This is a genomic window from Chitinophaga ginsengisoli, from assembly GCF_003014595.1.
In the GTDB taxonomy this organism is placed as follows: Bacteria; Bacteroidota; Bacteroidia; order Chitinophagales; family Chitinophagaceae; genus Chitinophaga; species Chitinophaga ginsengisoli.
The window spans coordinates 124,957-151,563 of record NZ_PYGK01000006.1 but is presented as its reverse complement, the minus strand read 5'-3'; the positions used below and the strand labels follow the sequence as shown (position 1 = coordinate 151,563).

The 26,607-nt window shown below is 45.2% G+C and carries 17 protein-coding genes and 1 tRNA gene; 6 read left to right on the top strand and 12 right to left on the bottom strand.

What is annotated here, in order from left to right; genetic code table 11:
- Positions 1 to 6: 6 nt before the first annotated feature.
- From CLV42_RS16345 to CLV42_RS16310, 8 genes are read right to left on the bottom strand one after another with little or no spacing between them, the layout of a single operon-like run.
- Positions 7 to 1,581, bottom strand: a complete 1,575-nt coding sequence (locus tag CLV42_RS16345; RefSeq protein ID WP_106602993.1) for a DUF5008 domain-containing protein — start codon at positions 1,579 to 1,581, stop codon at positions 7 to 9.
- Positions 1,582 to 1,598: 17 nt separating this feature from the next.
- A complete protein-coding gene (locus CLV42_RS16340) occupies positions 1,599 to 2,300 on the bottom strand; it encodes a hypothetical protein (protein ID WP_146154399.1) in 702 nt (233 codons plus the stop codon).
- Between the two features lie 10 nt (positions 2,301 to 2,310).
- On the bottom strand, positions 2,311 to 3,837 hold the full coding sequence (locus tag CLV42_RS16335; RefSeq protein ID WP_170117538.1) for a RagB/SusD family nutrient uptake outer membrane protein: 1,527 nt from the start codon (positions 3,835 to 3,837) through the stop codon (positions 2,311 to 2,313).
- 19 nt (positions 3,838 to 3,856) lie between these two features.
- A complete protein-coding gene (locus tag CLV42_RS16330; protein ID WP_245901670.1) occupies positions 3,857 to 6,988 on the bottom strand; it encodes a SusC/RagA family TonB-linked outer membrane protein in 3,132 nt (1,043 codons plus the stop codon).
- Positions 6,989 to 7,013: 25 nt separating this feature from the next.
- A complete protein-coding gene (locus CLV42_RS16325; RefSeq protein WP_106602989.1) occupies positions 7,014 to 8,054 on the bottom strand; it encodes a DUF5007 domain-containing protein in 1,041 nt (346 codons plus the stop codon).
- Between the two features lie 13 nt (positions 8,055 to 8,067).
- Positions 8,068 to 9,651, bottom strand: coding sequence for a carbohydrate-binding protein (locus tag CLV42_RS16320; RefSeq protein ID WP_170117537.1), 1,584 nt, complete (start codon positions 9,649 to 9,651; stop codon positions 8,068 to 8,070).
- Positions 9,652 to 9,668: 17 nt separating this feature from the next.
- On the bottom strand, positions 9,669 to 11,183 hold the full coding sequence (locus CLV42_RS16315; protein ID WP_106602987.1) for a RagB/SusD family nutrient uptake outer membrane protein: 1,515 nt from the start codon (positions 11,181 to 11,183) through the stop codon (positions 9,669 to 9,671).
- Complete coding sequence (locus CLV42_RS16310; RefSeq protein ID WP_106602986.1) at positions 11,183 to 14,083, bottom strand: SusC/RagA family TonB-linked outer membrane protein; 2,901 nt, start codon at positions 14,081 to 14,083, stop codon at positions 11,183 to 11,185. Before CLV42_RS16310 ends, CLV42_RS16315 begins: the two co-directional genes overlap by 1 nt.
- Before the next feature lie 855 nt (positions 14,084 to 14,938).
- Between CLV42_RS16310 and CLV42_RS16305 the strand changes: the two genes are divergently transcribed.
- The gene (locus CLV42_RS16305; RefSeq protein ID WP_106602985.1) at positions 14,939 to 16,450 is read left to right on the top strand and encodes a hypothetical protein; all 1,512 of its coding nucleotides are present in this window, start codon (positions 14,939 to 14,941) and stop codon (positions 16,448 to 16,450) included.
- Between the two features lie 35 nt (positions 16,451 to 16,485).
- On the opposite strand, the gene CLV42_RS16300 is transcribed toward CLV42_RS16305, so the two are convergent.
- Genes CLV42_RS16300 through CLV42_RS16290 form a run of 3 tightly spaced genes read right to left on the bottom strand, consistent with a single transcriptional unit; the run spans position 16,486 to position 20,476 of the window.
- On the bottom strand, positions 16,486 to 18,081 hold the full coding sequence (locus tag CLV42_RS16300) for an MFS transporter (RefSeq protein WP_106602984.1): 1,596 nt from the start codon (positions 18,079 to 18,081) through the stop codon (positions 16,486 to 16,488).
- A complete protein-coding gene (locus tag CLV42_RS16295) occupies positions 18,074 to 19,141 on the bottom strand; it encodes an HlyD family secretion protein (protein WP_106602983.1) in 1,068 nt (355 codons plus the stop codon). The genes CLV42_RS16300 and CLV42_RS16295 overlap by 8 nt, the downstream gene beginning before the upstream one ends.
- Before the next feature lie 3 nt (positions 19,142 to 19,144).
- On the bottom strand, positions 19,145 to 20,476 hold the full coding sequence (locus CLV42_RS16290; RefSeq protein WP_262509999.1) for a TolC family protein: 1,332 nt from the start codon (positions 20,474 to 20,476) through the stop codon (positions 19,145 to 19,147).
- Positions 20,477 to 20,574: 98 nt separating this feature from the next.
- Here CLV42_RS16290 and CLV42_RS16285 point away from each other — a divergent pair, with 98 nt between their 5' ends.
- From CLV42_RS16285 to CLV42_RS16265, 5 genes are all read left to right on the top strand, one after another.
- Entirely contained in the window at positions 20,575 to 21,369 is a 795-nt protein-coding gene (locus CLV42_RS16285) for an AraC family transcriptional regulator (RefSeq protein WP_106602982.1), read from the top strand.
- 317 nt (positions 21,370 to 21,686) lie between these two features.
- Entirely contained in the window at positions 21,687 to 23,258 is a 1,572-nt protein-coding gene (locus CLV42_RS16280) for a S8 family peptidase (protein ID WP_106603249.1), read from the top strand.
- A 162-nt stretch (positions 23,259 to 23,420) separates the two neighbouring features.
- Positions 23,421 to 23,491, top strand: a tRNA-Gln gene (locus tag CLV42_RS16275).
- A gap of 77 nt (positions 23,492 to 23,568) precedes the next feature.
- Positions 23,569 to 24,024: a hypothetical protein gene (locus CLV42_RS16270; protein ID WP_106602981.1), complete on the top strand. Its 456-nt coding sequence runs from the start codon at positions 23,569 to 23,571 to the stop codon at positions 24,022 to 24,024.
- 273 nt (positions 24,025 to 24,297) lie between these two features.
- On the top strand, positions 24,298 to 25,110 hold the full coding sequence (locus CLV42_RS16265; protein WP_106602980.1) for a DUF695 domain-containing protein: 813 nt from the start codon (positions 24,298 to 24,300) through the stop codon (positions 25,108 to 25,110).
- Positions 25,111 to 25,171: 61 nt separating this feature from the next.
- Here CLV42_RS16265 and CLV42_RS16260 read toward each other — a convergent pair whose 3' ends face one another.
- Positions 25,172 to 26,482, bottom strand: a complete 1,311-nt coding sequence (locus CLV42_RS16260) for a T9SS type A sorting domain-containing protein (RefSeq protein WP_106602979.1) — start codon at positions 26,480 to 26,482, stop codon at positions 25,172 to 25,174.
- Positions 26,483 to 26,607 lie beyond the last annotated feature (125 nt).

Here is a 26,607-nt window from a genome sequence, read left to right as displayed (position 1 = left end):
ATTTTATCATTTGAATAACAGGCGGACCACGTTACTGATCTCTTTATTATTAAAGCGGCTAAACCTTCCCAAAATGAGGGCCTGCGTTTGTCCGGAGGTGTTGATGGTTTCAAATACCCTGAGCAGGACACCTGAAAAATCAGCGGTATTGTTATATCCCTGCGCCAGTTTGCCGGTTTTGTCCAACACCATAAACCCACTGCGGTGTACATTGTCGTAGCGGGTGAAACTACCGTTAACAACTATCAGTCCATTGCTTAACTGCTGTGCGCAGTAGTACAGTTCATTACTTGCTCTCGGTGCAGCAACAAACTGCTCATCCGGTGTACCGTCCGACCGCAACATCACCAACCCACTATGTGCAGTACCATCGAACTTATCAAAGTTGCCCGCCAGTACAAATCGTTGTGTAGTCTCATTATAACGGATAGAAATAATATCGTTGTCAGCGCCACTGCCACCAAAGCCGGGGTCCAGGCTACCATCCAGGTTCAAACGTGCGATATAAGGTGCCGGTTGGCCGTTATAGCGGGTAAAGCGACCCACGATGATGATCTTCCCGTCAGCCTGCTGATACGCATCACTGATAGGCCCATTAGGGCCATCAAAACTCCTGTGGCGCACCAGGTCATAGTTAAAGGAAGTATCCAGCGTACCATCTGGATAAAAGCGTATCAGCTGGCGTACCAGGATACTGTCAGTAACGAGTGAATCTCTTTCCTGCAGATAATCTGATCTGTCATATACGAAGCGCAGATAATAATTGAAACTACCGACAGCGGTAATACGGTTATTATATACAAAGACCCGGCTGATCCTTCCATCAGTACCGCCATTGAAAGAAGGTACGGTGTCCTTTTTAGTAAAAGTGTTCACACTCATGGAGTCAAGCGAACCGTTACTATTCAGTACAGTGATATTGTGGGCCTCTGCCTGGTGAATATCGTAGGAAGCAAAGCTGCCGCCTACTACCAGCTTACCGCTAGGTAATGCCGCTATACTGTTCAGCGAGCCGTCTGCGCCTCTGCCTGACTGCAGACTACGATCCATTTCACCGTCGCGGGAGGTCAGTACAATTCTGCTGATAGGTCTTACGATGCCCTTACGTTCATAATCCAGGAAATCACCTACCAACAATATTCTGCCATCCGCGAAGCGATATACATCACTCACCCAGCTGTTGGCGCCTACCACCACCTTATAGTTGTTATCAATGTCCAGGTTGCCCTTCACCCTGAAAAGAGGTCCGAAGAAGATCTGGTCGCCGATCGTTACAGAAGTCACACCGGTACTGGCTGTAGCAGGCACTTTCACCTGTATGCCGGTAGAATCCACTTTTACAATCTCCGCGGCTTCTCCATTAAAGTTGAACAGCAGGGAATCTTTGTGTTTCATCAGCCCCTTGCCTTTAAAGGTGATCACAGTACCTGGTGCAGCCTCCGACGGATTGGGTATTTCCGTACTTAGCGTTACGCCCAGTGATTCTTTACCTCCGGCATAAGGATCCTCATACACTTTATCTTTTTTACAGGCTGTTATGAAAAGCATCATTAACAGCGCTGCCATTGAAATTATTCTCATGTGATACGTGCTTTTTATTAACCTCCGTTTTCCATTACTGAGATCATATCCGCAATGAAGAGATCTCCCTGGAATCCGAAATAGTAATGATCATCAGTCAGTGTGTGGACCACTCCATTGTAAGTAGTGATATTACAGGAGGCTACATAATCAATGATCCAGTTCTCCCTGGGCCTTGCAGGGTCCGGGATACAAGCGATGGAGATCTGCCGGTATCCGACATATTTGACACCGTTATCATCGTGATATACAACGCCGATGTTCATAGGCGTGCCATTCCACGACAGGAACCCTTGCCCCGGATAAGTATTCATCAGGTTGTAATCTATCTGCGGATAGTCCTTTAGCTGATTACTGCCATGGAACATATACCGTTGCAGGTATTTAAACCAGATCTCCTTCGGTACATCCGACAGGGCCTTCACGGTATCATGACCCAAACGGTACAGATCATAGTTAAGGCTCCGCATCAGCCGTAGTACACTTCTGTCAGTGGGAGCGAAGAATGTAAGCGTATCACGTTTAAACACCTCTTCCATGCCGGCTAGTCTCACTATCGTAGCCACGCTGTCGAAATAGAAAGGCACGGCGTCCAGGTAGTCCATCGTAGTTCCTTTAAAAGCAGGATCGTGGATACCGGAATCCTGGAAGTATTTATCTTTATTACAGGCGCACAAACCCAGTAACAGGGCAGCCATAAAGCACAGTATTGTCCGCATAAGTATTGTTTTATCTTAACCAATAATTGTTCAGTTGCATATAGGGATTGTTATCCAGCGCAGCAGAGTTGATAGGCCATGTCCAGCCACCATTGTCAAATTGCGCCTGTGTAAGCGGATAGTAACACCATTGCTGGCTCGTTACCCGGCCGGTACGTACTACGTCAAAATAATAGTGCCCTTCCATCATCAGCTCTTTTGCCCTTTCGGTGAAAATGGCATCTTTCAGGGCCTGGCCTGCTCCTCCCTGGTATAGCGTGGTCTTCGCGCGCTGCCTGATCATGTTCATCAGGCGGATAGCTTCATCGGCCTGTCCCAGTTCTGCCAGTGCTTCCGCTCTTAACAGCACGGCGCCGGCATACCGTAGCACGATAAGGTTGTTATCCACATTCACGTCTGCATTACCCTGTTCATAAAGACTGTTATACTTGAGGAACATGAAAGTACCGTCGTTGGAAAACATCTGGGAGTCGAACCACACCTGTATCCTGGCATCAGGTACGCCAGAGGGATACAGGCGGCGCAGGTACTCTGCACGGAAGTAACAGAAACTGTACTGATGATTCGAGGCGGGGCGTTTATACGGATAATGTACTACCAGCTCAGAAAGGTCATTCCATTTCTCTGCCAGCCCTTCTCCATAGTTGGAGCTGATCACAATATCAAACAGGCTTTCTCTTGAACGGCCCTTGAAGATCGTGAACGACTCTTCTATCGGCAACAGCATATAAGCACCGCTGTTCATCAGGTCATTACCCAGATCTGCAGTCGTCTGGTAATACTTCTGTGCATTTGCTTTGTCGAAACCGGCGTTCCACATATTCATTTCCATCAGCAATCCAACGGCCGATCCCCTGCTGGTACGGGCACCCTGATAAGCAGGTTCTGTAAAGGTCCAGGGCAAGTCTCCCAATACAGCTGTCAGGTCGGCAATACAATTATTCATCACCGTCACCATCTTTTCCCTTGGCAAAGGCGCCTGGTGATAAGCATCTGTATAGTATACCACATCGCCCCATAGCCTTACCATGATGAAATAGGAAAGACAACGCATAAAGGTGGCTTCTGCTTTATAAGTCCTTTTACGGGCGTCATTCAGATCGGGTATGGCACGCCTGTCTACTTCATAGATCAGGATATTACAGGCCTGTATGACGCGATAGAATGGCTTCCAGTCGGCCAGCATATAAAGATCAAAGATGTCCCAGAAGTCCTTGCCAGGTGGTCTGTAAATGACAGGTATCAGGTCATTCTTGGCCACATATTCCACGAAGGTCCTGTCAGCCCCGTCGCCCTTTGGCGACATGGCCAGCATACCTCCTCTCGCCTCTCCTGCCAGTGCAAACAGCGGACAGGAACCTGAAGCATCCCTGAACAGGCCATAGATATCCCAGATATTATCTTCCACATCTTTCGCTGACTTGAAGAACGTATTTCCTGAAAGCCGGTCCAGCGGCTGCACATTCAGGAACTTCTTACACCCGAACTGACTGCAAAGCAGCAAACAGGCAGTGATATAAATAAACCTCCGGAGCATAGCAATACTTTTAAAAACATTAGAATTCAACATTCATCCCGAAGTTGTAACTGCGGGCAATAGGATAACCTCCCGACTGGTCGCGCCCCAGGGCAGATACGTTCTCCGGGTTAGGACCACTGTAAGGCGAGAAGGTGATCAGGTTATTGGCAGACAGGTACATGCGGACGGAGTTGATGCTGTAACGGCTGGTGAACTTCCTGTTCACCAGGTAAGCCAGCGTTAACGTATTCACTTTGAAATATGAACCATCTTCCTGTATCAGCGTCTGATCATAGCGGTAAGGCCTGATGTCGTTGTAGCGCTTGTAATCAAAAGGATTAGGATACTTTGCTGTAGAACCTGGTCCTTTCCAATAGTCTACATCACTGAAATCAACCATCGCTTTCTTATTGTAAGGATCTCCGAGGAACTGCATTCTTTCTGCGAATGCATTGTTCAGGATATCCCTGATGAGTGTGAAAGAAGTGCTGATGTTGAGAGAGAAGTTCTTCCAGTTCACATAAGATTGTATACCACCCGTGATCAGCGGTTGTGAATTACCAGCAGGTACATAGTCATTTCCATCCAGGATGTAGTTGCCATCCACATCTTTCCAGATAGGATCACCCGCTTTAAAGTAAGTACCACTCGCTGTACGGAAACGTTGACCCGTGGCAGGATCTACAGGCACATCTGCATCAGTGGCGTAAACACCTTCCGTTTTCAGCAGGTAGTTGGTCAGGCTGTTACGCCCTACACGGAACAGGGTATGCTGATTAGTCGTATTATCGTATTGCACCAGTTGTCTTGCACCATTCGGAAGACTGGTCAGCACATCTTTATTCAATGCGCCATTCAGGGAGATCGTCCATTGCACTGCACTGGTACGCGGCAGTGGCCGGAAGGTAAAGGTCAGCTCATACCCATAGTTAATCAGTGAAGTCTCATTGGTTGTGATCTCATTGAAGCCGGTAATATTGGACAATGATTTGGTACGCAGCAGGTTCTTCACTGTTTTATAGTAACCGTCGAAGATCACCTCTAATCTGCTGTCAAAGAAGCCTGCTTCAAAACCAAAGTTATACTGCGTCGTGGCTGTAGGCTGCAGATAGGTATTCGGTAATTGACCGAAGTTGATACCTAAGCGGGGATTCGCATTGTAAGTACCACGGGGGTCATAGGTACCATAGATGGAAAAGATATCTCCGGTAGGTACGATGTTCTGTCCCCAGCTACCACGCAAGGAACCATAGGTCAGCCATTTAACATCGCTCAACCCCGGTTCCTTATTGAAGTTCCAACGGATACCGATGGCGGGGTTCTTTGAGTAAGGATCTTCGAAACCGCTGCTGGAGGTACCATCCATACGGTAGCTGACATCCAGTACATACTTCTGCTTGTAATTGTAGGAAAATGTTCCTGCAAAGGAGGCCACGTGCTGTTTGCTGTAGTTATCCAGGAGACCTCCCCCGCGGGAAGCATATCCATCATAACCGAGCGGCCCTTCGTATTGGTTATTCGGCGTTTTCTCCTGCTGAATCACCTGTGCCTGGAAGCCGCGGTTATAGAATTCGTTAAAAGCAGAAATGAAGAAATTATGGTTTGTATTAAGGACATAGTTGTATGATATCGTATTACGGTTGTACAGTGTGTACTTCCGGTCATTGTAAGCATAGATCTGTGAGAAATCATTATGCGCCTCTGCAGGCGTGAACCTGTCTTCCGTATTGGAAGCATATTCATAACTCACGCTCGAACCAAGGTTCAGACCCTGTACCAGCTGATAACTCACATCAAGACTGCTACGTACGTTGCCCGTTTTGTTGTCATTCCTTGTGTTCAGTGCAGACAACACGCCGGCAGTGCTCTGGTAAAACGAAGGTCCTGGCAACAATGATGAAGCAGATGCATTATTCGATACGCCACTTTGTGTAAGGCCATTACCATCACCTTTGTTCCTTTTACCCACCTGTGTAGATAAGGTAGTGAACACCCTGAATTTAGGATTCGGCTGATACAGCATGTTGGTATTAATAGAATAACGGTCAAATCCCGTATTGCGGATCACCCCATTTTCATGATAATACCCCAGGTCTACTTTATAGTTAAACTTAGGATCACCACCGCTGATATTCACGTTGTGCGTCTGGTTGTAAGTAGTGGCATAGAAAACGTTCTGCCAGTCGGTGGAGTTGTTGTAATAAGGATTCAGACTATCCGCCAGGAAAGGTTGATTGGAGATCTTGTAAATATCTTCCATATTATTTCCACCATTGATCATACCCAGCCTTATCCTTCTCTCTTCCTTACCACCAATGGTAGGGCGCAGTTTAGGAGGGTTATTAATGAAGAAGTTACCTGTATATCTTACGATAGGAATTGGAGAACTACCACGCCTTGTCGTGATCAGGATCACACCATACGCACCTCTTGACCCATACAAAGCTGTCGCCTGCGAGTCCTTTAGGATCTCCATGCTTTCGATATCTTCCGGAGGGATCAATGACAACGGGCTTACACCTGGTCCCGCTGACTGATAACCGTATTCAAAATTAGCGTCTGCTTCTACGGGTACTCCATCTATCACATACAGCGGAGAAGTGGGAGAAAGAAAGGCATCATTACCACTACCGGTTACGCTGATATTGGACAAACCCCTGATCTGTATGATACCGCGACCTCCCGGTGTACCGGTATTGTTCTGGATATTCAGACCAGCTACACGCCCTTGCAAGAGCTGCTCTACATTCGATACAGGAATATCCTGCAGTTCCTTACCACTTACGATCACTGCGGAACCCGTGGTAACTTCCCTGGTCTTCTTCTGGTAACCGATCACGACTGCTTCATTGAGTTTATTCTCCGTTACCACCAGCCTCACTACCAGGTCACGTTTGTCTTTCAGCTTAAATTTATAATCGGAAAAACCGATATAGCGGAACAATAACGCAGCATCCGGTGCAACAGACACGTTGAAGGCACCTGCCGCATTGGTAACACCCACCGCTTTAGGTGGCGTACCAGCCATGATACTTACACCCACCAGTGGCTCATTGGTCTGGGCATCTCTTACCACGCCCTTCACCATTATTTTCTCCTGCGCCTGTGCCACCAATACCGGCAGCAACAGTAACAGTCCTATCATTTTATATAAACGCAGACATTGCATAGTCACAGTTTTTTGTGTTGTTAACTCATTCATCCCTGAACCTTGGATTATTCCTGAAATAGAAGATGATCTCCCAGTCGCCTTTCTGATAGATATTGAAATTCAGGTCCAGCACACCTGTCTCCCTGACATTTCCAAAGCCGACCCTGGTGAAGCTGAACCTCACGTACGCCTGTGAGCCGTCTCCATTTGTATATCTTGTTTTAAAGCGCATAGCAGGGATCGGGTAAGCCACCTCGTAAGTCACTTCCGTTGTTGTCATCTGTTTATTGAAGCCATGTAAGAGGGAATCCCAGGGAGTGAGATTGAACTTTTGAGGATCAATAGGCAAAGAGTCCTTATCCATGAACTTGAAGGATAAAGAATTGCCATTCCCTTTACGATGAAAGAATACCCTGACACTATCGCCTTTCAATTGCAGATTGGTGCCATCATCTATCATATTGTATACACCGGGGTGATTATAGATCAGCTCAAATACGGATGAATCATTAGGATTAGGATAATTCGCACGGTGCGCGCCTGTGATGGCATCATACTCATAAGGTGAATAAGCCTGTTCGCGGAACGGCATCAGGGAGATGTCCTTGTACATATTGGTACCACCGGAATTGGAGGCTTCCACATCAAACAGATAACCAGAATCAGGCTGTTGACGCATAGGCGTACCGATCGCTTCTGCCCAGAGTACAAAATCGCCTGACTGGGGTCTGACCTCAAAAACGGAATGTGTCTCTATACCACGTTTGGCTTCTATCTCTGCCAACGATTTTTCCTCACCGGTATAAGATGACTTCCAGACCAGTGCTTCCACTTTCTGATCAAAATCATTCGTAGGTTTACCATCCTTTTTATACCTGACATTCAGTATACGGAAGTTGATGGGTGTAGTAGAATTATCTGTATTAAAGATCTGGGAATATAACGTTGTCCTTCCCAGTACAGGGGAGAATACCTTCTGGTTGTACACCGCGCGTTTGCTGAGATAGTCGAGATCATCCGCTGCCCATTTCCGGCAGGCGAAAAATAACAGTGATAAAGACAGTATTATGAAAAGTCGTCGCATGGGTAGTAATGTTTTAGTTTAATGGCCGGAATGTGACAGACTTCACATCAAATCCTTCATGGTCTACAAAGAAGCGCATCACATGCGTTCCTTTGGTGAGATAGACACTGGTGGTGACGTTCTGTCTTTTATGATAGTCGCCTGTATTAGGCATTTTCAACTGGCCTGTAACATCCACTCCATCAAACTCAAGATGCACAACGCCATCACTCCTGTTAGAACCGGCCAGTATATTTGTAGTATAATAGCCTGTTGATTTTACCATCACTGTGTAGTTCATCCACTCTCCTGTCTCTGTCCAGCCTACCTGGTAGCCGCCGCCTTCATTTCTGGAGAAGTCAATATCCACACCTTCAGATGGGCGGTATTTACCACCATTGTTGCCTGTGTTATTGTCATGATATGCCACCCCTTCTCCACCGGCGTCAAAATCTTCCAGGGTGATCACACCAGGTATTGTCATTGGGGCACCTTTGCGCAGGAACTTGAGGAAACGCAGATCGAAGTTGGCAAAGTCGTAGTATATCTTCATGAGATGACGGCCTGCGGTCAGTTGTATGGTTGTGGTAATATCACGGAAGTTGTCATAGCCTCCGGTACCGGGCATTACCAGCGCGCTACCTACAACTGGCTTTCCATCCACTTCGAGGTGCACCCGGCCATCAGATCCGCCACTACCGTAGCGCAGCGTCATATCATACTCACCGGTTTCTGTTACCTCCACAGTATAATCCATCCACTCTCCTGTCTCTGTCCAACCTACCTTGAGACCATTTTCGCTGGAAGCAGTAGTGATATCTACCTGGTCCGCAGGACGGTACTGACCTCCCTGATTATTCAGTGAGAAGTCCAGGTAAGCCACCTTATTACCGCCACGGTTGAATTGTTCCAGTCCGATCACACCTGGTATATAAAAAGGAAATTCATTCCAGGGAGTAGACACCGTAGGGTTCATCCTGGGGATGAATTCGTCAAAACCAAACATGTGATCTTTATCCAGCACATTCACCAGTCCTGTTTTGGTTTTAATATCAATAGCCACTGTGGTAGCATTGCTCCAGCGATTGGTGTAGATCACACCTTTGGTATCGCTGAATCTAATTACACCAGGCCCGCCGTTCACATGGCCTTCCGCATCCGTACGATTGAACTTGCCATGCATGGGATAGTTATACCTGATAGCAGTCAGCCCGATACCATCCTGTAACACCATTGCGCGGGAAGGAAATGTATCCCGGATAATATAGCGGCTCACAAGCGTATCCAGTTGTTCAAAAGGCACTGTGCTGATGAACATATGTCCCCGCCCCTGAATAGTGCGGAGCGTATTCATATTTTCAATCGCCTGTTTGAAGCTGGCATCAGTAGGTGCAAATACTGTGTACAGACCAGACTTCAAAGTATCAGTCAGGTGTACCCTTTCCACTGCCAGCAGGAACGAATCATACTGGTGTTCACTTTGCAGGAACTCAAGGGTACTGCCATCAAACTCCCTCAGCTGATTCTGATAACTGTAGTACCCACTGTCCTTTTTACAGCCCAGGGATAACAATAGTATTCCCAGTCCTGCTACCAGGAGTATCTTTACGTTGATCATATATCTCATCATTTTTATCATTGCCAATAGGGATTCTGGGTGATCAATGGATTTTGTTTGATGACTTCATCTGCTACCGGCCAGTAGATACCACCCCTGGCAATCAGGTCCATAAAAGCAGGATCATTCTGTTTGATCTTGTTATAGCGGATGAGATCAAACCAGCGCCAGCCCTCTCCCATCAACTCTTTACGTCGCTCTTTGAAGATGGCATCTATGAGGTCTCCCTCCCTGGCGGCATCATAACGTTTTATCCGACGCAGGTCTCTGATGGTGTTCAGCAAGTCAATAGCCCGCTGCTGTTCTCCGATTACCGCCAGTGCTTCTGCCTGCAGCAATGCGATGTTTTCCAGGCGGGTAATGACGATAGTGCTGGAATATATCCTGAAGGAAGGATCAGAAGTATTACCATCCTGTATCACTTTTATCTTACTGAAGATGGGGATCTGACTATTGAAGTTGGAGAAGTAGCGCTGAGAAGTAGGTACACCTGTCAGTGTATCCAGGCTGAAACGCTCATCCACCGGCTGATCGAACACTGAGAGGATTGTATCTTTGGGCACGTAGATATCCGGCAATGCCTTATTGATAACAGGTGCTGCCAGCGTCATTTCTTCCAGGTGACCGGAGAAGGAAGCATCCACATGTCCCCAGTCAAAATTGAAAGCAAGGATGTGGTTATCTTTCTTCCATTTGAAAAACCCATTGCCACTCACCAGTTCATCAGTGCCGATATAGTAGCTGCCGCCTTTAGAGTAATTGTCCAGTACAAACTGTCCATATACAGAGGCATCAACATACTTCCCCTGCCATGCCGCCACATGGGCAAGTATAGCATAGGCGGTGTGTTTACGTGCCAGTACACCATACCAGCGCGTACTGCTTTCATTATAGTAAGCGCCTGATTGTTGCGGATCATCGGCACTGTATTTATATGGAAGATCTGCGGCAGACTGCACCAGTTCCTTCTCTACAAATGCGAGCACCGTCTGCTTATCTTCTCTTGGTTTATTAGCAAATTCGCCGTCGTGTGATGAGGTGATCAGTGGCACATCTCCCCATACAGACACCAGGAAGAAATAAACATAGGCCCTTATACAACGCATCTGTGCAATGTCCACACGCATATTTTCTTCGGAGTATTTCGGATCACGTGCTCTCACTTCACCTACATGTTCCAGGAACATATTGGCGGCATTGATCACGGCATAAAAGCGACGCCAGTTGGAGAGTGATTCCAATAAGGGATAAGCAGCCCGCAGGTCATTGCGGATAATCGCTTTCATATCCTGCCGTTGCAGGGCGTAGAAATCCCCTTTACGCAACTCGCCATACATCCACCAGGCATTATTGTCTGCCATGGCAGCACGTAAGAGGCCGTAAACAGCTACCAGCGCTGTACGTGTATCTTCATGCGAGTTCCAGAAATTCTCTTCTGACACAGCATGAGAAGAATCAATATCCAGCAGTTTTTTGCAACCGGTAAAAGTGGTGCAATAGAAGAAGATTGTTATCAGGAATAAGCGTTTCATCAGAGATCCATTTTTAACCCTATTGTATATGTTCTTGATAGTGGCAGGGAATAGCCTGTATCAAAACCATTGAAATCGACCAGCTCAGGGTCGCCCCCTGTATATGGAGTGATTGTAAACACATTTGTAGCGGTGGCATAGATCGCCAGTCCGTTGATCTTACCTTTTTTGTTCCACCACTTTGCCGTGGTCATGTCATATTGCAGGGACAGCGTACGCAGTTTCAGGAAGGAACCATTTTCCAGGAACAGGTCCTGATCTGTACGGTATGCATCCACCGTGCTCCATGGATTGTACAAGGGGTATTTGTCGTAGTTGCCTACCTTGCTCCAGAACGTGATCTCTTTCACGGCACTCATGTCAATCTTGCCTTCCCGGTTGATGAAGTCAAAACGGTTGGCCACTTCTGCATTCATTACTTTTCTGCCAAGTGCGCAATAGAAGGATAAACCAAGCGTAAAACCTTTCCAGTAGATATCATTGTTAAAACCACCGGAGATGACAGGCGATACATGACCTTTCAGGACCTTATCTTTATCATCGATCACATTGTCACCATTGATGTCTTTCCAGCGTGGATCACCGGCCATCAGAGGAATGCCTTTGTAGTTGAGGCGTTTTCCTTCCTTGCTTGTGGGAATATCTGCGTCGCGGTTATAGATGCCTTCATTTTCCAGTACCCAGTACTGATCTATTGCATTACCTACTTTTAACAATTTGCTGCCATTGGCAACAGTCAGTTCCTGCATGCCATCCGGTAAAGCGATCAGGGTGTTCCTGTTGTAGTTAAGCGTGATGCCAGGCACCCATTGCACAGCGCTCTTTGCAGGCAGTACAGATGCTTTCAGGGAGAGGTCTATCCCGCGATTACGGACTGCCATTCCGTTCCGGTAGCGGAAGTTATAGCCATATTCTGCCGAAAAAGGCACCGCCAGCAGCATGTTATGATCAGTCTTATTGTAAAGGTCCAGGGAGACCTGCAGCTTATTGTCAAGCACCCCGGCACTGACATTTACATTCAACTGGTCTGTATAAGGCCATGTGATACCATACCCGATATAACCGGAAGAGTAGGCCCGGCTGATGCCAGGAAAACCGTTATAGGAGAAGCGAACAGGGTTATTGCTGAATGAAAGGTCCGAAGTATATTGTGGTCCTTCACCAAAACGGTCGTCCGGCATCAACCTGCCTACTCTTCCCCAGCTGGCTTGCAGCTTCAATGCGTCGACGGCATGGTTATCTTTTAACCAGATATTCTTAATATTCAATCCTGCAGTAAATGTGGGGGTAAACAACCACCAGTTGTCTGGTTGCGCACTGGAAGAACCATCTGCCCGGAATAGTACGGAGAGGTCCAGTTGATCATTATAATCGTATGCAGCACGGCCATAAAAGGATAATAAACGGGCGCGTTGTTTGTCAAGGAAGGAGAAGATCAATGCATGATCGAATGACTTCGGCGACAGGTATTCGTCTTTTGTATTGTCTGAATGTAACAGGTTAATACGGATCAGGTCATTAGGCCCTTTATAGGCATAAGCATAGTTATACCGGTGATAGTCTGCCTGAAAACCTTCACCTGCCTCAATAGTCACGTGGTGTTTCTCTTTCCAGGTATGATCAAAAGTGATGCTGTTATTGAAGATCACCCGCTGATTATACCCGAAATAGTTAGACAGGTAGTTGACTGTTTCCAGCAGGGTACTGGGATAGAACAGGTCTCTCAGTCCTTCATTATAGTCAAACCCGAATTGCGAGTTGATTTGCAGACTGTTGGACGGCTTTATATTGATCTTAAAATACCCGTTTATCTCGTTGGTTTTGTTATCGTCGAACGACTTGGTGAACTGATCCAGGTATTGCGCATAGTACTGTTTATTAGGTGGCAGCGGACTGCTCAGATCAGGCAGGTATTGCATTTCAGCAAACCGGTCACGCAGCCATCTGCTCCGTGTTCTTTCCAGCCTTGAAGCACTGATCATAGAAGATACTGTGAAGCCCTGCAGCGGCACCATGTTAATCTCGAACATAGCGTTGTACCTGTCCATCTTGCTGTTATCTGCAGTATTGGCAGAACGCTGATTGCCCGCGGCAAATCTGAAGTTAGCTCTGTCGGTACCACTGGAAAGACTGGCATTTACGCCATATACAGGTGTATTCTTAAAATAGAGATCTGTCCAGTTGGAAGGACCATAGTAGGCATTATTTGTAGAGTCACGCAGATAGAGCGGATAGGTCTGCAATTGTTCAGTGGTCGCATATTTATTATAGAACCGCTGGCGAAAATCATTTTCAAACTTCGCGTTCGTTGTATAAATATGCGGCCGTTGCACCATACCAAAGTAAGTGTTGAAACTAATCTTCCGGCGACCTTTGACAGGTGCCTTCGTCGTGAGGAGGATCACACCACCGTTAGCCGCTCGCGGCCCGTACATTGCCGCCCTGCCAAAGTCTTTCACGACTTCTATCTTCTCGATATTATTCAGATCGATAGCAGATAATAGATTAGAAGCAGGCCCCAGATGATTATATCCGAACAACTGAATATCAAAAGTGAAAGGATGATCCATGATAAGCGGAATGCCATCTAATACTATGGTAGGCTGTGATTCATAGATGTCCTTGCTGGTGATAGAAGGAATAGCAGTGCCTCTCAAAGCAATACTGGTAAAGGCTCCGGACTCCCCAGTGGGTTCCTGTATATATACCCCTGCAGTATTTCCTTTTAGTAACTGTTGTAATGAAGTATAAGGATAAATATTCTCGCGCTCGGGCGATATGGAATCCGCTTTTGTCCCCTTCACCACCGGATGGTATTGTTTAATTGTATCCTGCGAAAAGACATACTGTGGGCAATACACAGCCAGGCACGTGATAAAGATCCGTACAAGTACACGCATAACGTAAATGATTTTAAAAAGGCAGAGTAGATCACCACGGCGTATGAAACCACACCGAGTAATCGATTACATCATGTATTTATAGTTGATTTGAATAGAAGTACAGACCAACAATGATAGGTCTTCCCTCTGCGTAGCTACACGCTAAAAGTGGTATTTATACTTGAGTGAACAGGGTGAACAACACGAACCTGACCCGTGGAAACTATAACGTGAAATAAATGATATACAGCATTGCTGCATTGGACTAGTATCTCTTAACTGCTTGTATAAAACGTTTTAGCGTATACTTTTCATCAATAGAATGTGTTTAAGTTTTTAAAAAAAAAGTTTGCTGTTGATACTTTGTGAAGCTACTGGTTACTTGTAATCCTGCTGCTTTGATTTCCTGGGCTCCTGCTACAATATTTTCTTGATCTGCGATTTAGGTTGAACTCATTTGATTAACTAACACTCCTCATTTCATCAGGGCTGGTAACGGGAATCTACAAAATACAGGTTACAATGCTAGTTGCATTTGTGCCTTTATTACGATTCAAATATAATGAGCCATCTGATAACTTTTTAACCTTTTTTTATGAAGAATAGACATTCCCAACGTAAATTTTCGAAGTATTCTGGTTACTATAAAAAGCTATTATTAGTTTATAAATCAACAACTTGACACTAAATAATTCTATACAAATAAGACATAATCACCATACAAACAAGATAATCCAAAAGCAATAACATTGTCTTAATAACATCAGTAGAATACTATTCGTTATTTAGCTATTTTGGTTCGTATCAATCAACCAGGATCTTACTAACACAATGGAAAGTTTGGGGGCCTTATTAATTTAAACCAGGTGGACTATGGCTAAAGCTGACATGCTTAGCAGACTTATAAATACACTTACAAAAGCTGAAAAAAGATATTTTCGTTTGTATACGGCGCTCCAGCAGGGAAACAAAGACTATGTCAACCTTTTTAACATGATGGAACGCATATCGTACAAAAGCACTGCTGAATTAAAGCAGGCGTTTCAGCAACAATATGCCGGCTGTAGTTATGAAGTTTGCAGTAAATATCTGTACAAAGTATTGCTGGATTGCCTGTTGCATCTGCGTATGCAACGACATCCTACTGCTGCATTAACAGCAGGCATCTTGAAATGCGATATTCTTTTTGAACGTTCTTTGCATGAAGATGCGTTGAAACAATTGCAGAAGGTACAAACAACTGCAGCAGCTAATGAAAAACAACTATTACAGTTATGGGCACAACAACAGGAGATGCAATTGCTGCAACAGATGAATTTCCCTGGCATCACAGAAGAAGACCTGTCACAAAAGCAATCGAACATAGAGCAAACGATGCTGGCTATGCAACAGATAAGGCAACAGACATCATTGTATGAAACCCTTAGGCATCGCCTGTTATACCGAGGTAGTGCACGTAGTATCCGGCAGCAGGAAACGGCAGATGCCCTGAATGCAGACATGCCTCCACCTGTACCTCACTCTGCCACCAGTTTGAAAGTACATCTGTTGTTCGAAGCACATTACCATCTCGTCACCAGCGACTATCCGGCTGCATTACAGGTATTTCACAAACTGCATCAGTTGCTGGAAACACATCCCGGCTTGTTCGAAGACACCCCCACTGATCATCTGATGATCATAGAAGGTATACTGGATAGTCTCCGGGCAGGTAAACATTATGAAGAGTTGTTTTCATTTATTGACAAGGTTAAACGCCTGAATGGCGATAGTGTTTACTTTGCCATCATGCAGCAACGCCTGTTATTTATCTACGAGGCAGGCGCGTATATAGACAGTGGCAATTTCTCGCTGGCACTTACATTACTGCAGCAATATATCCCGGGGATAAAGAAGAACATCCTGTTGATGGACATCAATAAGCAGGCGGAGATCTATCTTCATATGACATTGATCTATCTCGGCAATGAAGATATCAACAATGCCCACAACAGTCTTGAACAGGTATTACAAAGTAATCTTTACAGCACATTACCTATCTATCGCACCTGTCGTCTCGTACACCTGCTAATCCAATATGAACTGGGCAATTACGAATATATCCGTTATGAGACAAGGGCTTTCCGTCGTCATTTACAACCAGATACCAAACGTTCCTATCTGCTGGAAAGAACAGTGATTAAATTCCTTGGCTACGGTGAGATACCGACAGTCACTACCTACCGTGCAGCGCTGTGGAAAAAGATCAATGCCAGCTTTGAGAAAATAAAAGCGGATAAATATGAACGCCAGCAACTGAAATTGTTTGACTTCTCAGCGTGGATAGAAGCAAAACTGAAACGAAAGACGTTAAGTGCAGTGTTACAGGAGAAAACCAGGAATTAGCCCGTTCGTAAAGATCATCATGCCATTTCAATTACTCAATATGATGCAGGCGCAGGTTGATTATTTCTCAGGTTAATAACAGTCCTGTTCAGATAAGGCAATAATGCGATCAGCAGAATGATCACTGCCAGCAAACAACTGATCAGGTAATAATAATCCATGGAAAAACGGATCTGTGCCTGTATATCGGCTGAGCGATATAACAATCCATTCGCCATCTTTACAGCCTGATCTGCCGGAATCCCTTTTGCTGTAACAGCCTTTTGATACCCCTCCAGCCTTTCTGTTACAAAGGGATCCAGCGACGTGACCAGGTCCAGGTATCGGTTGTAGTGTACCTTCCTGGAAAAGAGTTGAAAATAGTTGATGAGTGCTATGCTGAGACAAAAGCCGGTAAAACGGAAAAGCACACCTGTTGCTGATGCTGTGCTGCCCAGGTGTGGCGGTACGGAAGAAATTGCATAAACGATCATAGGCGCCATCAACATCCCTGCACCCAATCCCTGAAGGATCAGCGGTACAATGAATGTAGGCGCATCTGCCTGTGTGGCAAACAGCACATGCATCCACAAATGAAATATCAGCAACAATGCAAAGCCGATGATCCATATCCATCTCACAGACCTTTTTAACACGATCCATCTTGATGAATACAGTACACCTCCTATGACACCGCCAATATTAGCCAGCAGTATATAAGATAAATGCCTGGGGTCCATCCCCAACACAGTCATAAAATAGTTTGTGGTAATATTCAATGCGCCTCTGCAGACGTAAAGGACCAACAACAGACCTACGCCTATCACATAGTTCCGGTAACGGAATACCTCCAGACTCAGGTAAGGTCTTTTTAACGACCGTTGCCGAAAGACATGTATAATGGCGAGCATGATCAATCCTATGGTAGCTGCCATGATCCGCTCGTCACTCCACCAGAAATATTGTTGTCCATATAACAGGATATATCCCAGTAAACAAAGCGCGCTGGTATAGATCACATAACTTGCCCAGTCAAGCTGATACAAGGGGAACTTCCTGTTCAATCGTACCGGGTTCATGATCAGCACAAGTAATGCTGCACCTGGCACATACATAAAGATCATCCACTTGTACAGCGCATTATAGTCAAAGGCATCAATGATCGGCGCAGTCAGCAACGTGGTAATAGCGGTAATACAAAGCAGGATACCATAAAACAGGGAGTATCCCATTTCCCTTGCACGATGGCTCCGCAATCTGCTGAACACAAGTGTAATACATACGCTCGTGGTTACACAATTTGCCATCCCCTGTATGAAGCGAAGCCCCAATAATATATGCAGATCGCGGGTGATATAACAGCCGTAGGAAGCAATAATCTGTATCACCGTCCCTATGATTAAATATTCTTTACTGGCAATAAAAACAAAGAACCTCCTTTCCAGCGCAAAGAACCCTGCCAGTGATGCATAGAACAATACCATCGAGTATTGCACATCCGCAGGCTCTATACCGTAGTAACCGGCTGCTCCTGGTCCGCTGGCAGTAGACAGCCCAAACACGAGCATAGAAGGCAGCAGATTGAGAAATATCACTGCCCTGATCAGCCACTCAGAAGCCCACGGTTTAAATATGGAAGTTTGCTCAGCCATTTCTCTTACTGATTGAAACAGTCGCATTCATACCGGCCCTTAACAAGCTGATCTCACCAGGAGCGTTTATTAGTTTAATACGGACAGGTATACGTTGTACGATCTTCACGAAATTGCCGGAAGAATTATCAGGTGGTAAAAGCGAAAAACGTGCGCCCGTAGCAGGCGATAGTGACTCTATTGTTCCGTTGAAAGTTTTACCCGGAAAGGCATCTATTTCGATATCAGCAGGCTGTCCTATATGCATTTTGCTGACCTGTGTTTCTTTAAAGTTGGCAATGATCCATTTACCGGTAGCCTGGTTCACTATAAAGGCCATTGTCTGGCCGGCCTGTATCAGTTGTCCTTCCTGTATAGTGCGACGTCCCATTTTACCATCATAAGGCGCCCTGATCACGGTGTAGGAAACATTGAGCTGATTACGTCCCAACAGGGCTTCCCGCCGTTGTATCTCCGCCATTAATGCGGCCTTCTGTGATCTGGTATCATTTATTTTTGATACCGCTGCATCATAGTTGTTAACAATAGATGCGTAATCTGCTTTCGCTACATCCAATGCCGTCTGTACGTTCTCCAGCTGTTGTTTCGTAGCTGATTCCGCATCATACAGATTTTTATAGCGGTCATATTCCTGTTGTTGTTTCCATAGTTTTGCTTTAGCAGCGGCGATCTGCGCCTGCGTACCCTCAGCTGTTTTAGTAGTGGTGGTTACATTACTTTCCAGTACCTGTATCTGCGCCCTGGCATTCGTCAAAGCGGCACTTGCCTCTTGTTCCTGCAGTACATATTCGCTGTCGTCTATTACAAGTAAGGTATCCCCTTTTTTTACATCCTGGTTTTCTTCGTAGTTGATCCTACTAACATAACCAGTCACACGGGAAGTAATGGGGTTGATGTATTCTTCTACCTGTGCATCGTTGGTCTCTTCATACCGGCGCAGTTCAAACAGGGTGCTGATACCCCATACAGCCAGGGCCACCAGGATGATGCCTGCTATCCAGCCGGTAATGGCAGTGATCAGTCTATCGGTCTTCCTATATTTGTTCCTCTTGCCTGTCATAATTTATAAATTGCCTATAACTTTTTGTAACTGGTAATATCTGACACGGGCAGCTATATTAGCCGACACCAGGTCAAAACGTGTTTGTAACATTTGGGTATCTGCATCCAGCAGATCGGTCACCAGAGAGAGTTGATTGAAATAAGTGTTATTCACTATCCTGAGGTTTTCCGCAGCCTGTTTCATATTCGTCTTTGCCACATCTATCCGCGTCAACGCCTCCTTATATCGCAGGAAGGCTTCATTCACCTGTTCCTTTATTTCATCGCCCACCTCCTGATGTGCTACTTCCTGTCTTTTCAATTGCAGCTTCGCCACCTTCTCTTTATGTTTATTATGATAAAAAGAAGAGATAGGGAAAGAGGCTTTCACACCATACATCCCTAAGCCATACGTTGCAGCCGCATAAGGATAGAACTGTATCTGGGGATAAGACCAGGCATACTCTGCAAACAGGCCCACCCTGGGAGATATATTGGCTTTTACCTGTTTAAGTGATAGTTCTTTAAGTGTTGTCTCTCCTTCAGAGATTTTATACTCATATGCATGATCAGCCGCGGCGCTAAGGTAATCTTCGTATGTACCCGGTACTACAGCCAATGCTGTCAATGAGGTATCAGGTACTATCAATACATGCTCATCTGCGCCTATTATATTGGCCAGCTTCTGACTGGCAATAGCAATGTCATTATCGATCTGCACCATTCCCATCTGCTGGCGGGATAATTTTAATCCTGCTCTCAGCACATCACTTTTCAATACAACGCCATTCTTCTGCAATTCCCGGATATGGGCGAGTTGCTTTTCCTGTTCGGCAATATCCTTTGCGATCAATTCTTTAAACCGGCAACTACGCACCAGATCCAGGTAACAGACTGCCGCATCGAACTTTACTTCAGATACGGTCAGATTTTGTTGTTGTAACGCTATAGCCTGTTCTGTTGCTTCCTTTTTTATCTCCAGGTTCGTCTTGTTTCCGTTATAAACATTAAAGTACGCTTCTCCTCCTACCTTATAATAGTTGTGTAAGACAGGAAATTGTTGTGGTGTATGCAAAAGACCGTCCTCATATACAGGCATATTGGTCACACGTGCATAAGCTCCTGCAGCACTGATTTCCGGTAGTCTTTCAGCCTTCGCATCTTTCAAAGATTCTTCACTGCTTTGTACGCGAAGCCTTGACATTTCTATCCGTTTATTGTTCAATTCCACCTGTTCCCAAATCTGCCCGATTGATAGATGTAACGGTGTTGTGGTGTCTTGAGGTTGTTGTGCCGTTACACACAATGTTAAAAGTATAAAAGGCAGCAGTACACATGCCTTTCTGGTATTCATCCACATATTCTTTATTCTGGATGCAAAGTTACTATGCGTGCATATGAACACTTTTATCTAAATTGCCAATTATTTGTCCATTCAAGCCATTTACGAATATGCTACCGCTGGCGGGCTATTTAAGCGAGATAGATGTACATCCACAGTCAGTCTATGTTTTGCACGAAAAGGTAGAGAGAAGGTTTTCTATGCATACGCATGAAAAGGGTCAACTAACCTATGTGGAAGGAGGTATTGCCTATTGTAACATGCCGGACAGATCTTATGTAGTTCCTGCCCGTCATTATATATGGGTTCCCAAACATCAGCAGCATTATATGCAGATCAGGCATTCCAAGGCCACCACTATCCGTAACCTGTATTTCTATAGTCATAATGATCATCTGCATCCTTTTTACAGTCGCCTGGGGATTTACCCTGTCAATGAATTATTACAGCAGATGATCGCCTATTCAGCCCGCTGGGAGCGGCACGTATTGCCGGGCGACCCCGGCTTCAGTTTCCTGAGCGCTATCAAGGATATCCTTCCTGAGATCAGTACCACCGCATTACCCGTGGCATTACCCACCACACAACATGAACGCTTACGGCCGGTACTGCTATATATTGCCCAGCATTTCGATCAACAGCTCACACTGGAAAGTGTCAGCCATGAGTTTGATCTGAGTCCGCGTACGCTCTCCCGTCTCTTTACCAACATCCTCAACATGTCATTTGTACAATACCTGAAAACATTAAGGGTTGTGAAAGGTATTGAAATGATCCTCCAGACAAATCAGACATTAAGTGAAATTGCTTATCAGACGGGGTACAGTAGTATTGCAGCTTTTAGTAAGGTCTTTTATCAGCTTACAAATAAACGGCCATCCAGTTTTCAGCAGGGTATCTATTGAAAAATACTTTAAGTCCATTTGGTAAGATATTGATGAAAATCACCTGCCATTCAATGAAATATTAACCCTGTAACATCCGCTTTTAAGAAAACTTAGTTAATCCAATTGAATAAATCCCTTACCGCTGAGCAACTTTTAACATTTCCAATACTATTAAATTTCTACCTTGCGCCACAGTCTTTCCTTCTGGAGCATTAGGTCAGAGCAACGCAGGATTGGACGTAGCATTTTATTAAACAAACATTCAATTCAATCTTAAACCAACCCCAGCTAGTCAAATATAGAACAGGACTACAGCTGATTCAATGATTTATCACATGAAGATTTTCAAGCGGGCGGCAGTCATTGCCTCATTATTAGCCTCAGGTTACATTGCACAGGCACAGACACAGAACTGGCAGAACATGGACCTTCAGAAAGATTCCGTATTCGGTATCAGTGTTGAGAAAGCTTACACAGAGCTGCTGAAGGATAAGAAATCCAAACCGGTAATCGTTGCAGTAATCGACAGTGGCATTGACACAACGCACGAGGACCTGAAAAGTGTGCTCTGGGTAAACGCTAAAGAAAAAAGGGGTAATGGTAAAGATGATGATAAGAACCATTATACAGATGATATCAACGGTTGGAACTTCATCGGTTCTGCAAAAGGTAATGTTGACTACGACAACCTGGAGCTGACCCGTATCATCCGCCAGCAACAGAAGCAATTCGGCAGTTTGAACAGTGTTCCGTCTAAAGATACTGCCGGTCTGTACCAATATAAAGTGCTCAGAAGTAAGTATGAGTTGAAACTGTCAGAAGCACAGCAGACACTATACGGTATCAGCCGTTTTGTAGGTATGCTGGATACCATGCTGATCAAACTGGGTAATAACAATCCGACAGCTGCTGAGTTACAGGCGTATACGCCGCAGAACCCGGCAGAAGCACAGATCAAACAGGTAGTGGCCCAGCAACTGGAGCGCTTTCCCGATTTCAAAACCTTCCGCGAAAAAGAACTGGATGCTGCCGTAGCTCACTATAAAGAGCAGGTACAATACCAGCTGAACCTGGATTACGATCCACGTGCTATTGTAGGCGACGACTATAACAATCCAACCGAAAGATATTACGGCTCTGGCGATGCTACCGGTCCGGACGCTGACCACGGTACACACGTAGCAGGCATCATTGGCGCTGGCAGAAACAACAATCTGGGCATCAACGGTATAGCTAACAATGTAGAGATCATGTCAGTAAGAGCAGTACCTAATGGTGATGAAAGAGATAAGGATGTGGCCAATGCTATCCGCTATGCGGCAGATAACGGCGCCCGTGTGATCAATATGAGCTTTGGTAAGGCTTACTCCCCTAACAAGAATGTTGTGGACGATGCGGTTAAATATGCCATCTCTAAAGACGTATTATTGATACATGCAGCAGGTAATGATGCGGAGAATATAGACATCACGCCTAACTATCCCAGCCGTGTTTACCAGAACGGTGACACCGCGACTGCCTGGATAGAAGTAGGAGCATCCGGTCCTGACAATGACGAAACACTGGCAGCGCCATTCTCCAATTATGGTAAGCTCTCTGTGGATGTATTTGCGCCGGGCGTGGGCATCTACTCCTCTACCCCGGGTTCTCATTACGACTACCATGATGGCACCAGTATGGCGGCTCCTGTGGTAACCGGCCTGGCAGCCCTGATCCGTTCTTATTACCCTAAGCTGAGCGCAGTACAGGTAAAAGATATCATCCCGAAATCAGCGGTAAAAGTAGAGCACCCGGTGACCATCTTCGAAGAAGGTCAGCCTAAAGCAGTACAGATGACAGACCTTTGCCGCACCGGTGGTGTGGTGAATGCCTACAAAGCGCTGGAGCTGGCGGCGACCTACAAATAAGACAATCAATCTCCTTTTTTCCAGTAGAAGAGTAGTTTCGCTGAGGCGGAACTACTCTTCTGATTTACAGGTATTTATATTTTTCTTTTAGATTTTTTTGGAAATTGAAGAGAAATATATAATTTTGCCGTCCCGAACGGGGAAATATATCCCTGGTACTATTGCCTGATAGTATAACGGTAGTACGACAGACTCTGACTCTGTTTGTCTTGGTTCGAATCCAGGTCAGGCAACGAAAAAAGCCCGCTCAATGAGCGGGCTTTTTTTTATCCCCGTTACACCCTACTTTTATTTGCAAAAACATCCCTCTATGCCTAAAATCCTATTCTCTATCTGCCTGCTCCTGAGCCTGTGCATCAATGGCTTCGCGCAGGAAAAAAAGAAACATATCGTCGATTATAAAAGCCCCGCATTGACCGACAGCATCAAAGCCGGCATGCAGGTGATTGCACATGACCTGGGAATGCCAGTAAATAAACTGCAGTTTTATGTAATGCTGGAAGAAGCGTTGGCAGAAGCAAAACGATACGCGATCACAATGGAGGCATATCCAAAGGGGAAAAAATTCAAATATCAACACCTGATCGACAGTACAGACGAGTTCCTGAAAGTCGATGACAAACTGATTGTACCATCGATCTTTGACCTTGATTTATTCAAGGAGTTGATGACCTCAGAAGGATATTCGAAAGGATATGTTTTGATGCTGGATATTACAGATGATAAAGAGACTATCAAAACAAGGTTTATTTCGGATAAGAAGTAGTTACAGGCCCCTTACTGAATGCCTGAGATGTTATTCAGGACACATTAGTCTAAATAAAAAATCCGCTTTAGAGCGGATTTTTTATTAGTGAAGTTTGGTTTCATTCTCAGGATACCACGAATAGCCATAATCAGCTATTCCCATTGTCAGGTATTTTCCGGAATTTACCCAACGAAATATCAGAAAAAAAAGCTTTTTGGTAACACAAAACAAACCAGAAATTGTCACGTATACCCGGAGATAAGCATATTTCCCATATCTCAAACCAATAACATGAATAGCTCTATCCGCCTCATATTCTTCTTTACTTTACCGTTCCTTGTCCCAACCTCCCTAACAGCACAAAAAGCCAATTTTGACGCCTATAAGGCCCAATACGACCAGGGAGCCGGCAACACCATCTTCGATAAAGGACTTAAACAAACAGCCCCTGTCAGCGGCTATCCCTTCGTTCTTATAACGGGGGTGAAATTTAAAGACTGTGCGAACGGTGTGCCAACAGAAAACGAATTATCTCACCTATACACCATCTCTGATTCTGTCTACGCAACCGTCACCACACTTGTAAAGAATATCATGGCCGGCACGTTCACCTACCAATGTGAACGACTGGAATATTACTATGTCACGGATACTACGAACATAAGAGAACACCTTACAAAGCTGTATCAAAAACATTTCAGCGCATATGATCCTTATATCAACATCAAACCTGACAAAGACTGGGATGCCTACCTGAAGTTCTTATATCCAAACGAAGAAACCCTGGAATACATGCAGAATGAGAAAATACTGATGACACTTGAAAAACAGGGCGATAAACTGGAGAAAGAAAGACGCGTTAATCATTGGATAAACTTCACAAGCGAAAAGGACATAGATTGTTTTATCCCATACGCAACAAAACAAGGCTTCAAAGTAGAAACCAAAGGGAAGGACACCAAAAGTGAACTGCTTAAACTGCGCATCTCCAGAACAGACAAGGTTGATCTGCCCTCCATCAGTAGTATCACCTCTGCACTAAGAAAAGAAGCAAAGAAATGTAATGGTATTTATAACGGCTGGGAAACAGCAGTAGTAAAATAAAAAAAGCCCGCTGCCATAAAGCAACGGGCTTTTTACTAAGCGGGATCCGCCATCATCACGCTTATTTTGTATACACCATTTTCTTGCTTTCTACGATGCGTCCGTCTACTTCCAGGCTATAAATATAAGTGCCGGCATTAACGCCATCCAGTGTCAGCGTAACGCTGTTGCTACTATTGCCCTTCAGGTCGTAACGTCTGACCTGTTTACCACTCAGGTCTGAAACAGTCAGATATGCTTTAGAAGCTGAACGTGGATAAGCATACTTAATAGTAGTGCTGCCATTGAATGGATTAGGTGCATTACCAAGTACGAAAGATTCACCGGAAGCATTTGCATTTACCTGCAGGCTACCGCTTTTAATGGCGGCTAACTGTGCCTGTACTTCTGCCAGCGTCTGTTTTAAAACATTCACCTCCTGTTGCAGAGCAGCTACATCCTCACTTGAAGTTGCAGCTTCTGAAGCGCGGGCAGCGCTGGTGTTGCTTCTATATACATATCCACTGTCGTCTACAACCAGTACCTTGCCGGTACCTGAAGGCAGGTTCTGGAAACGCACGTTACCATTTACATGCAATTTTGCAGAAGGATTAACAGTATTGATACCGAAGTTACCATTGCTGTTCAAACGGGCACGCTCCACACCATTGGTACCTTGAGCATCTACTCCCACGCCAAATACCAGACTTCCACCTGCCGTGATGGCATGAATAACAAAATCACCTACCTGACTGGTGTTAACAAACGTTCCTAACCTTGTTGACAATCCTATTCTTGCATAAGGACTGTTGAAGGGAGGAGCGCTAGGTTGCGTTGGAGTCAGGCTAAAATAAAGAGAAGGAGCACGGCCGGAAAGGAACGCATTGTTGTCTTCAACATTCGGGTTGTTGTTGTGTACATGCAGCAATTTGGCTGCCTGGCTTACACCAATACCCACATTACCATTAGATAGGATGGTAGCTTTTTCTGTGTTGTTGGTCCTGAATACCAATCTGGCTGTATCCAGTGTACCGAGAAAATTCGACGCGGGGTTCGTACCTGCATTACCGGTTAGTAACCACCCGGATCCACCGCTGATGGAAGCAGCATCTCTCCAGAATAAACGGCCACTGGTATCCTGTACCAACAGGCGATTGAATGTGTTATTCTGCGTAATACCTGCGAAACGTACCGTACCGGTTGTGTGCAGCTGAGCAGAAGGAACATTAGTACCGATGCCAACAAACAAACTACCAAATTTCAGGGAATCATTTACAGCGTACAGTCGCTGTCCGGTAGCATCTGCTACCCAGCCCTGGGCGGAGGCTGCAAAAGTGGTTAACATGCCACATAAGGCCATAAGCATGGCTTTCCTCGTAAGGAACTTCTTCATAGTATATATTTAGGATTTAAAAAAACAGGGTATATCGGTGCGAAAGCACTACAGGTAACTATTGAGATTATTTAGGTGAAAAAATAAATGGTTATTGGTCATTAGGGTCTTAATGGGTTAAACAA

Excerpts from the sequence above, each read along its gene's own strand:
- CLV42_RS16315 (WP_106602987.1), bottom strand. The coding sequence starts at position 11,183 with ATGAAACGCTTATTCCTGATAACAATCTTCTTCTATTGCACCACTTTT.
- CLV42_RS16305 (WP_106602985.1), top strand. The coding sequence starts at position 14,939 with ATGGCTAAAGCTGACATGCTTAGCAGACTTATAAATACACTTACAAAA.
- CLV42_RS16340 (WP_146154399.1), bottom strand. The coding sequence starts at position 2,300 with ATGCGGACAATACTGTGCTTTATGGCTGCCCTGTTACTGGGTTTGTGC.
- CLV42_RS16290 (WP_262509999.1), bottom strand. The coding sequence starts at position 20,476 with ATGAATACCAGAAAGGCATGTGTACTGCTGCCTTTTATACTTTTAACA.
- CLV42_RS16285 (WP_106602982.1), top strand. The coding sequence starts at position 20,575 with ATGCTACCGCTGGCGGGCTATTTAAGCGAGATAGATGTACATCCACAG.
- CLV42_RS16295 (WP_106602983.1), bottom strand. The coding sequence starts at position 19,141 with ATGACAGGCAAGAGGAACAAATATAGGAAGACCGATAGACTGATCACT.
- CLV42_RS16260 (WP_106602979.1), bottom strand. The coding sequence starts at position 26,482 with ATGAAGAAGTTCCTTACGAGGAAAGCCATGCTTATGGCCTTATGTGGC.
- CLV42_RS16335 (WP_170117538.1), bottom strand. The coding sequence starts at position 3,837 with ATGCTCCGGAGGTTTATTTATATCACTGCCTGTTTGCTGCTTTGCAGT.
- CLV42_RS16280 (WP_106603249.1), top strand. The coding sequence starts at position 21,687 with ATGAAGATTTTCAAGCGGGCGGCAGTCATTGCCTCATTATTAGCCTCA.
- CLV42_RS16320 (WP_170117537.1), bottom strand. The coding sequence starts at position 9,651 with ATGATCAACGTAAAGATACTCCTGGTAGCAGGACTGGGAATACTATTG.
- CLV42_RS16345 (WP_106602993.1), bottom strand. The coding sequence starts at position 1,581 with ATGAGAATAATTTCAATGGCAGCGCTGTTAATGATGCTTTTCATAACA.
- CLV42_RS16325 (WP_106602989.1), bottom strand. The coding sequence starts at position 8,054 with ATGCGACGACTTTTCATAATACTGTCTTTATCACTGTTATTTTTCGCC.
- CLV42_RS16265 (WP_106602980.1), top strand. The coding sequence starts at position 24,298 with ATGAATAGCTCTATCCGCCTCATATTCTTCTTTACTTTACCGTTCCTT.
- CLV42_RS16300 (WP_106602984.1), bottom strand. The coding sequence starts at position 18,081 with ATGGCTGAGCAAACTTCCATATTTAAACCGTGGGCTTCTGAGTGGCTG.
- CLV42_RS16270 (WP_106602981.1), top strand. The coding sequence starts at position 23,569 with ATGCCTAAAATCCTATTCTCTATCTGCCTGCTCCTGAGCCTGTGCATC.
- CLV42_RS16310 (WP_106602986.1), bottom strand. The coding sequence starts at position 14,083 with ATGCGTGTACTTGTACGGATCTTTATCACGTGCCTGGCTGTGTATTGC.
- CLV42_RS16330 (WP_245901670.1), bottom strand. The coding sequence starts at position 6,988 with ATGCAATGTCTGCGTTTATATAAAATGATAGGACTGTTACTGTTGCTG.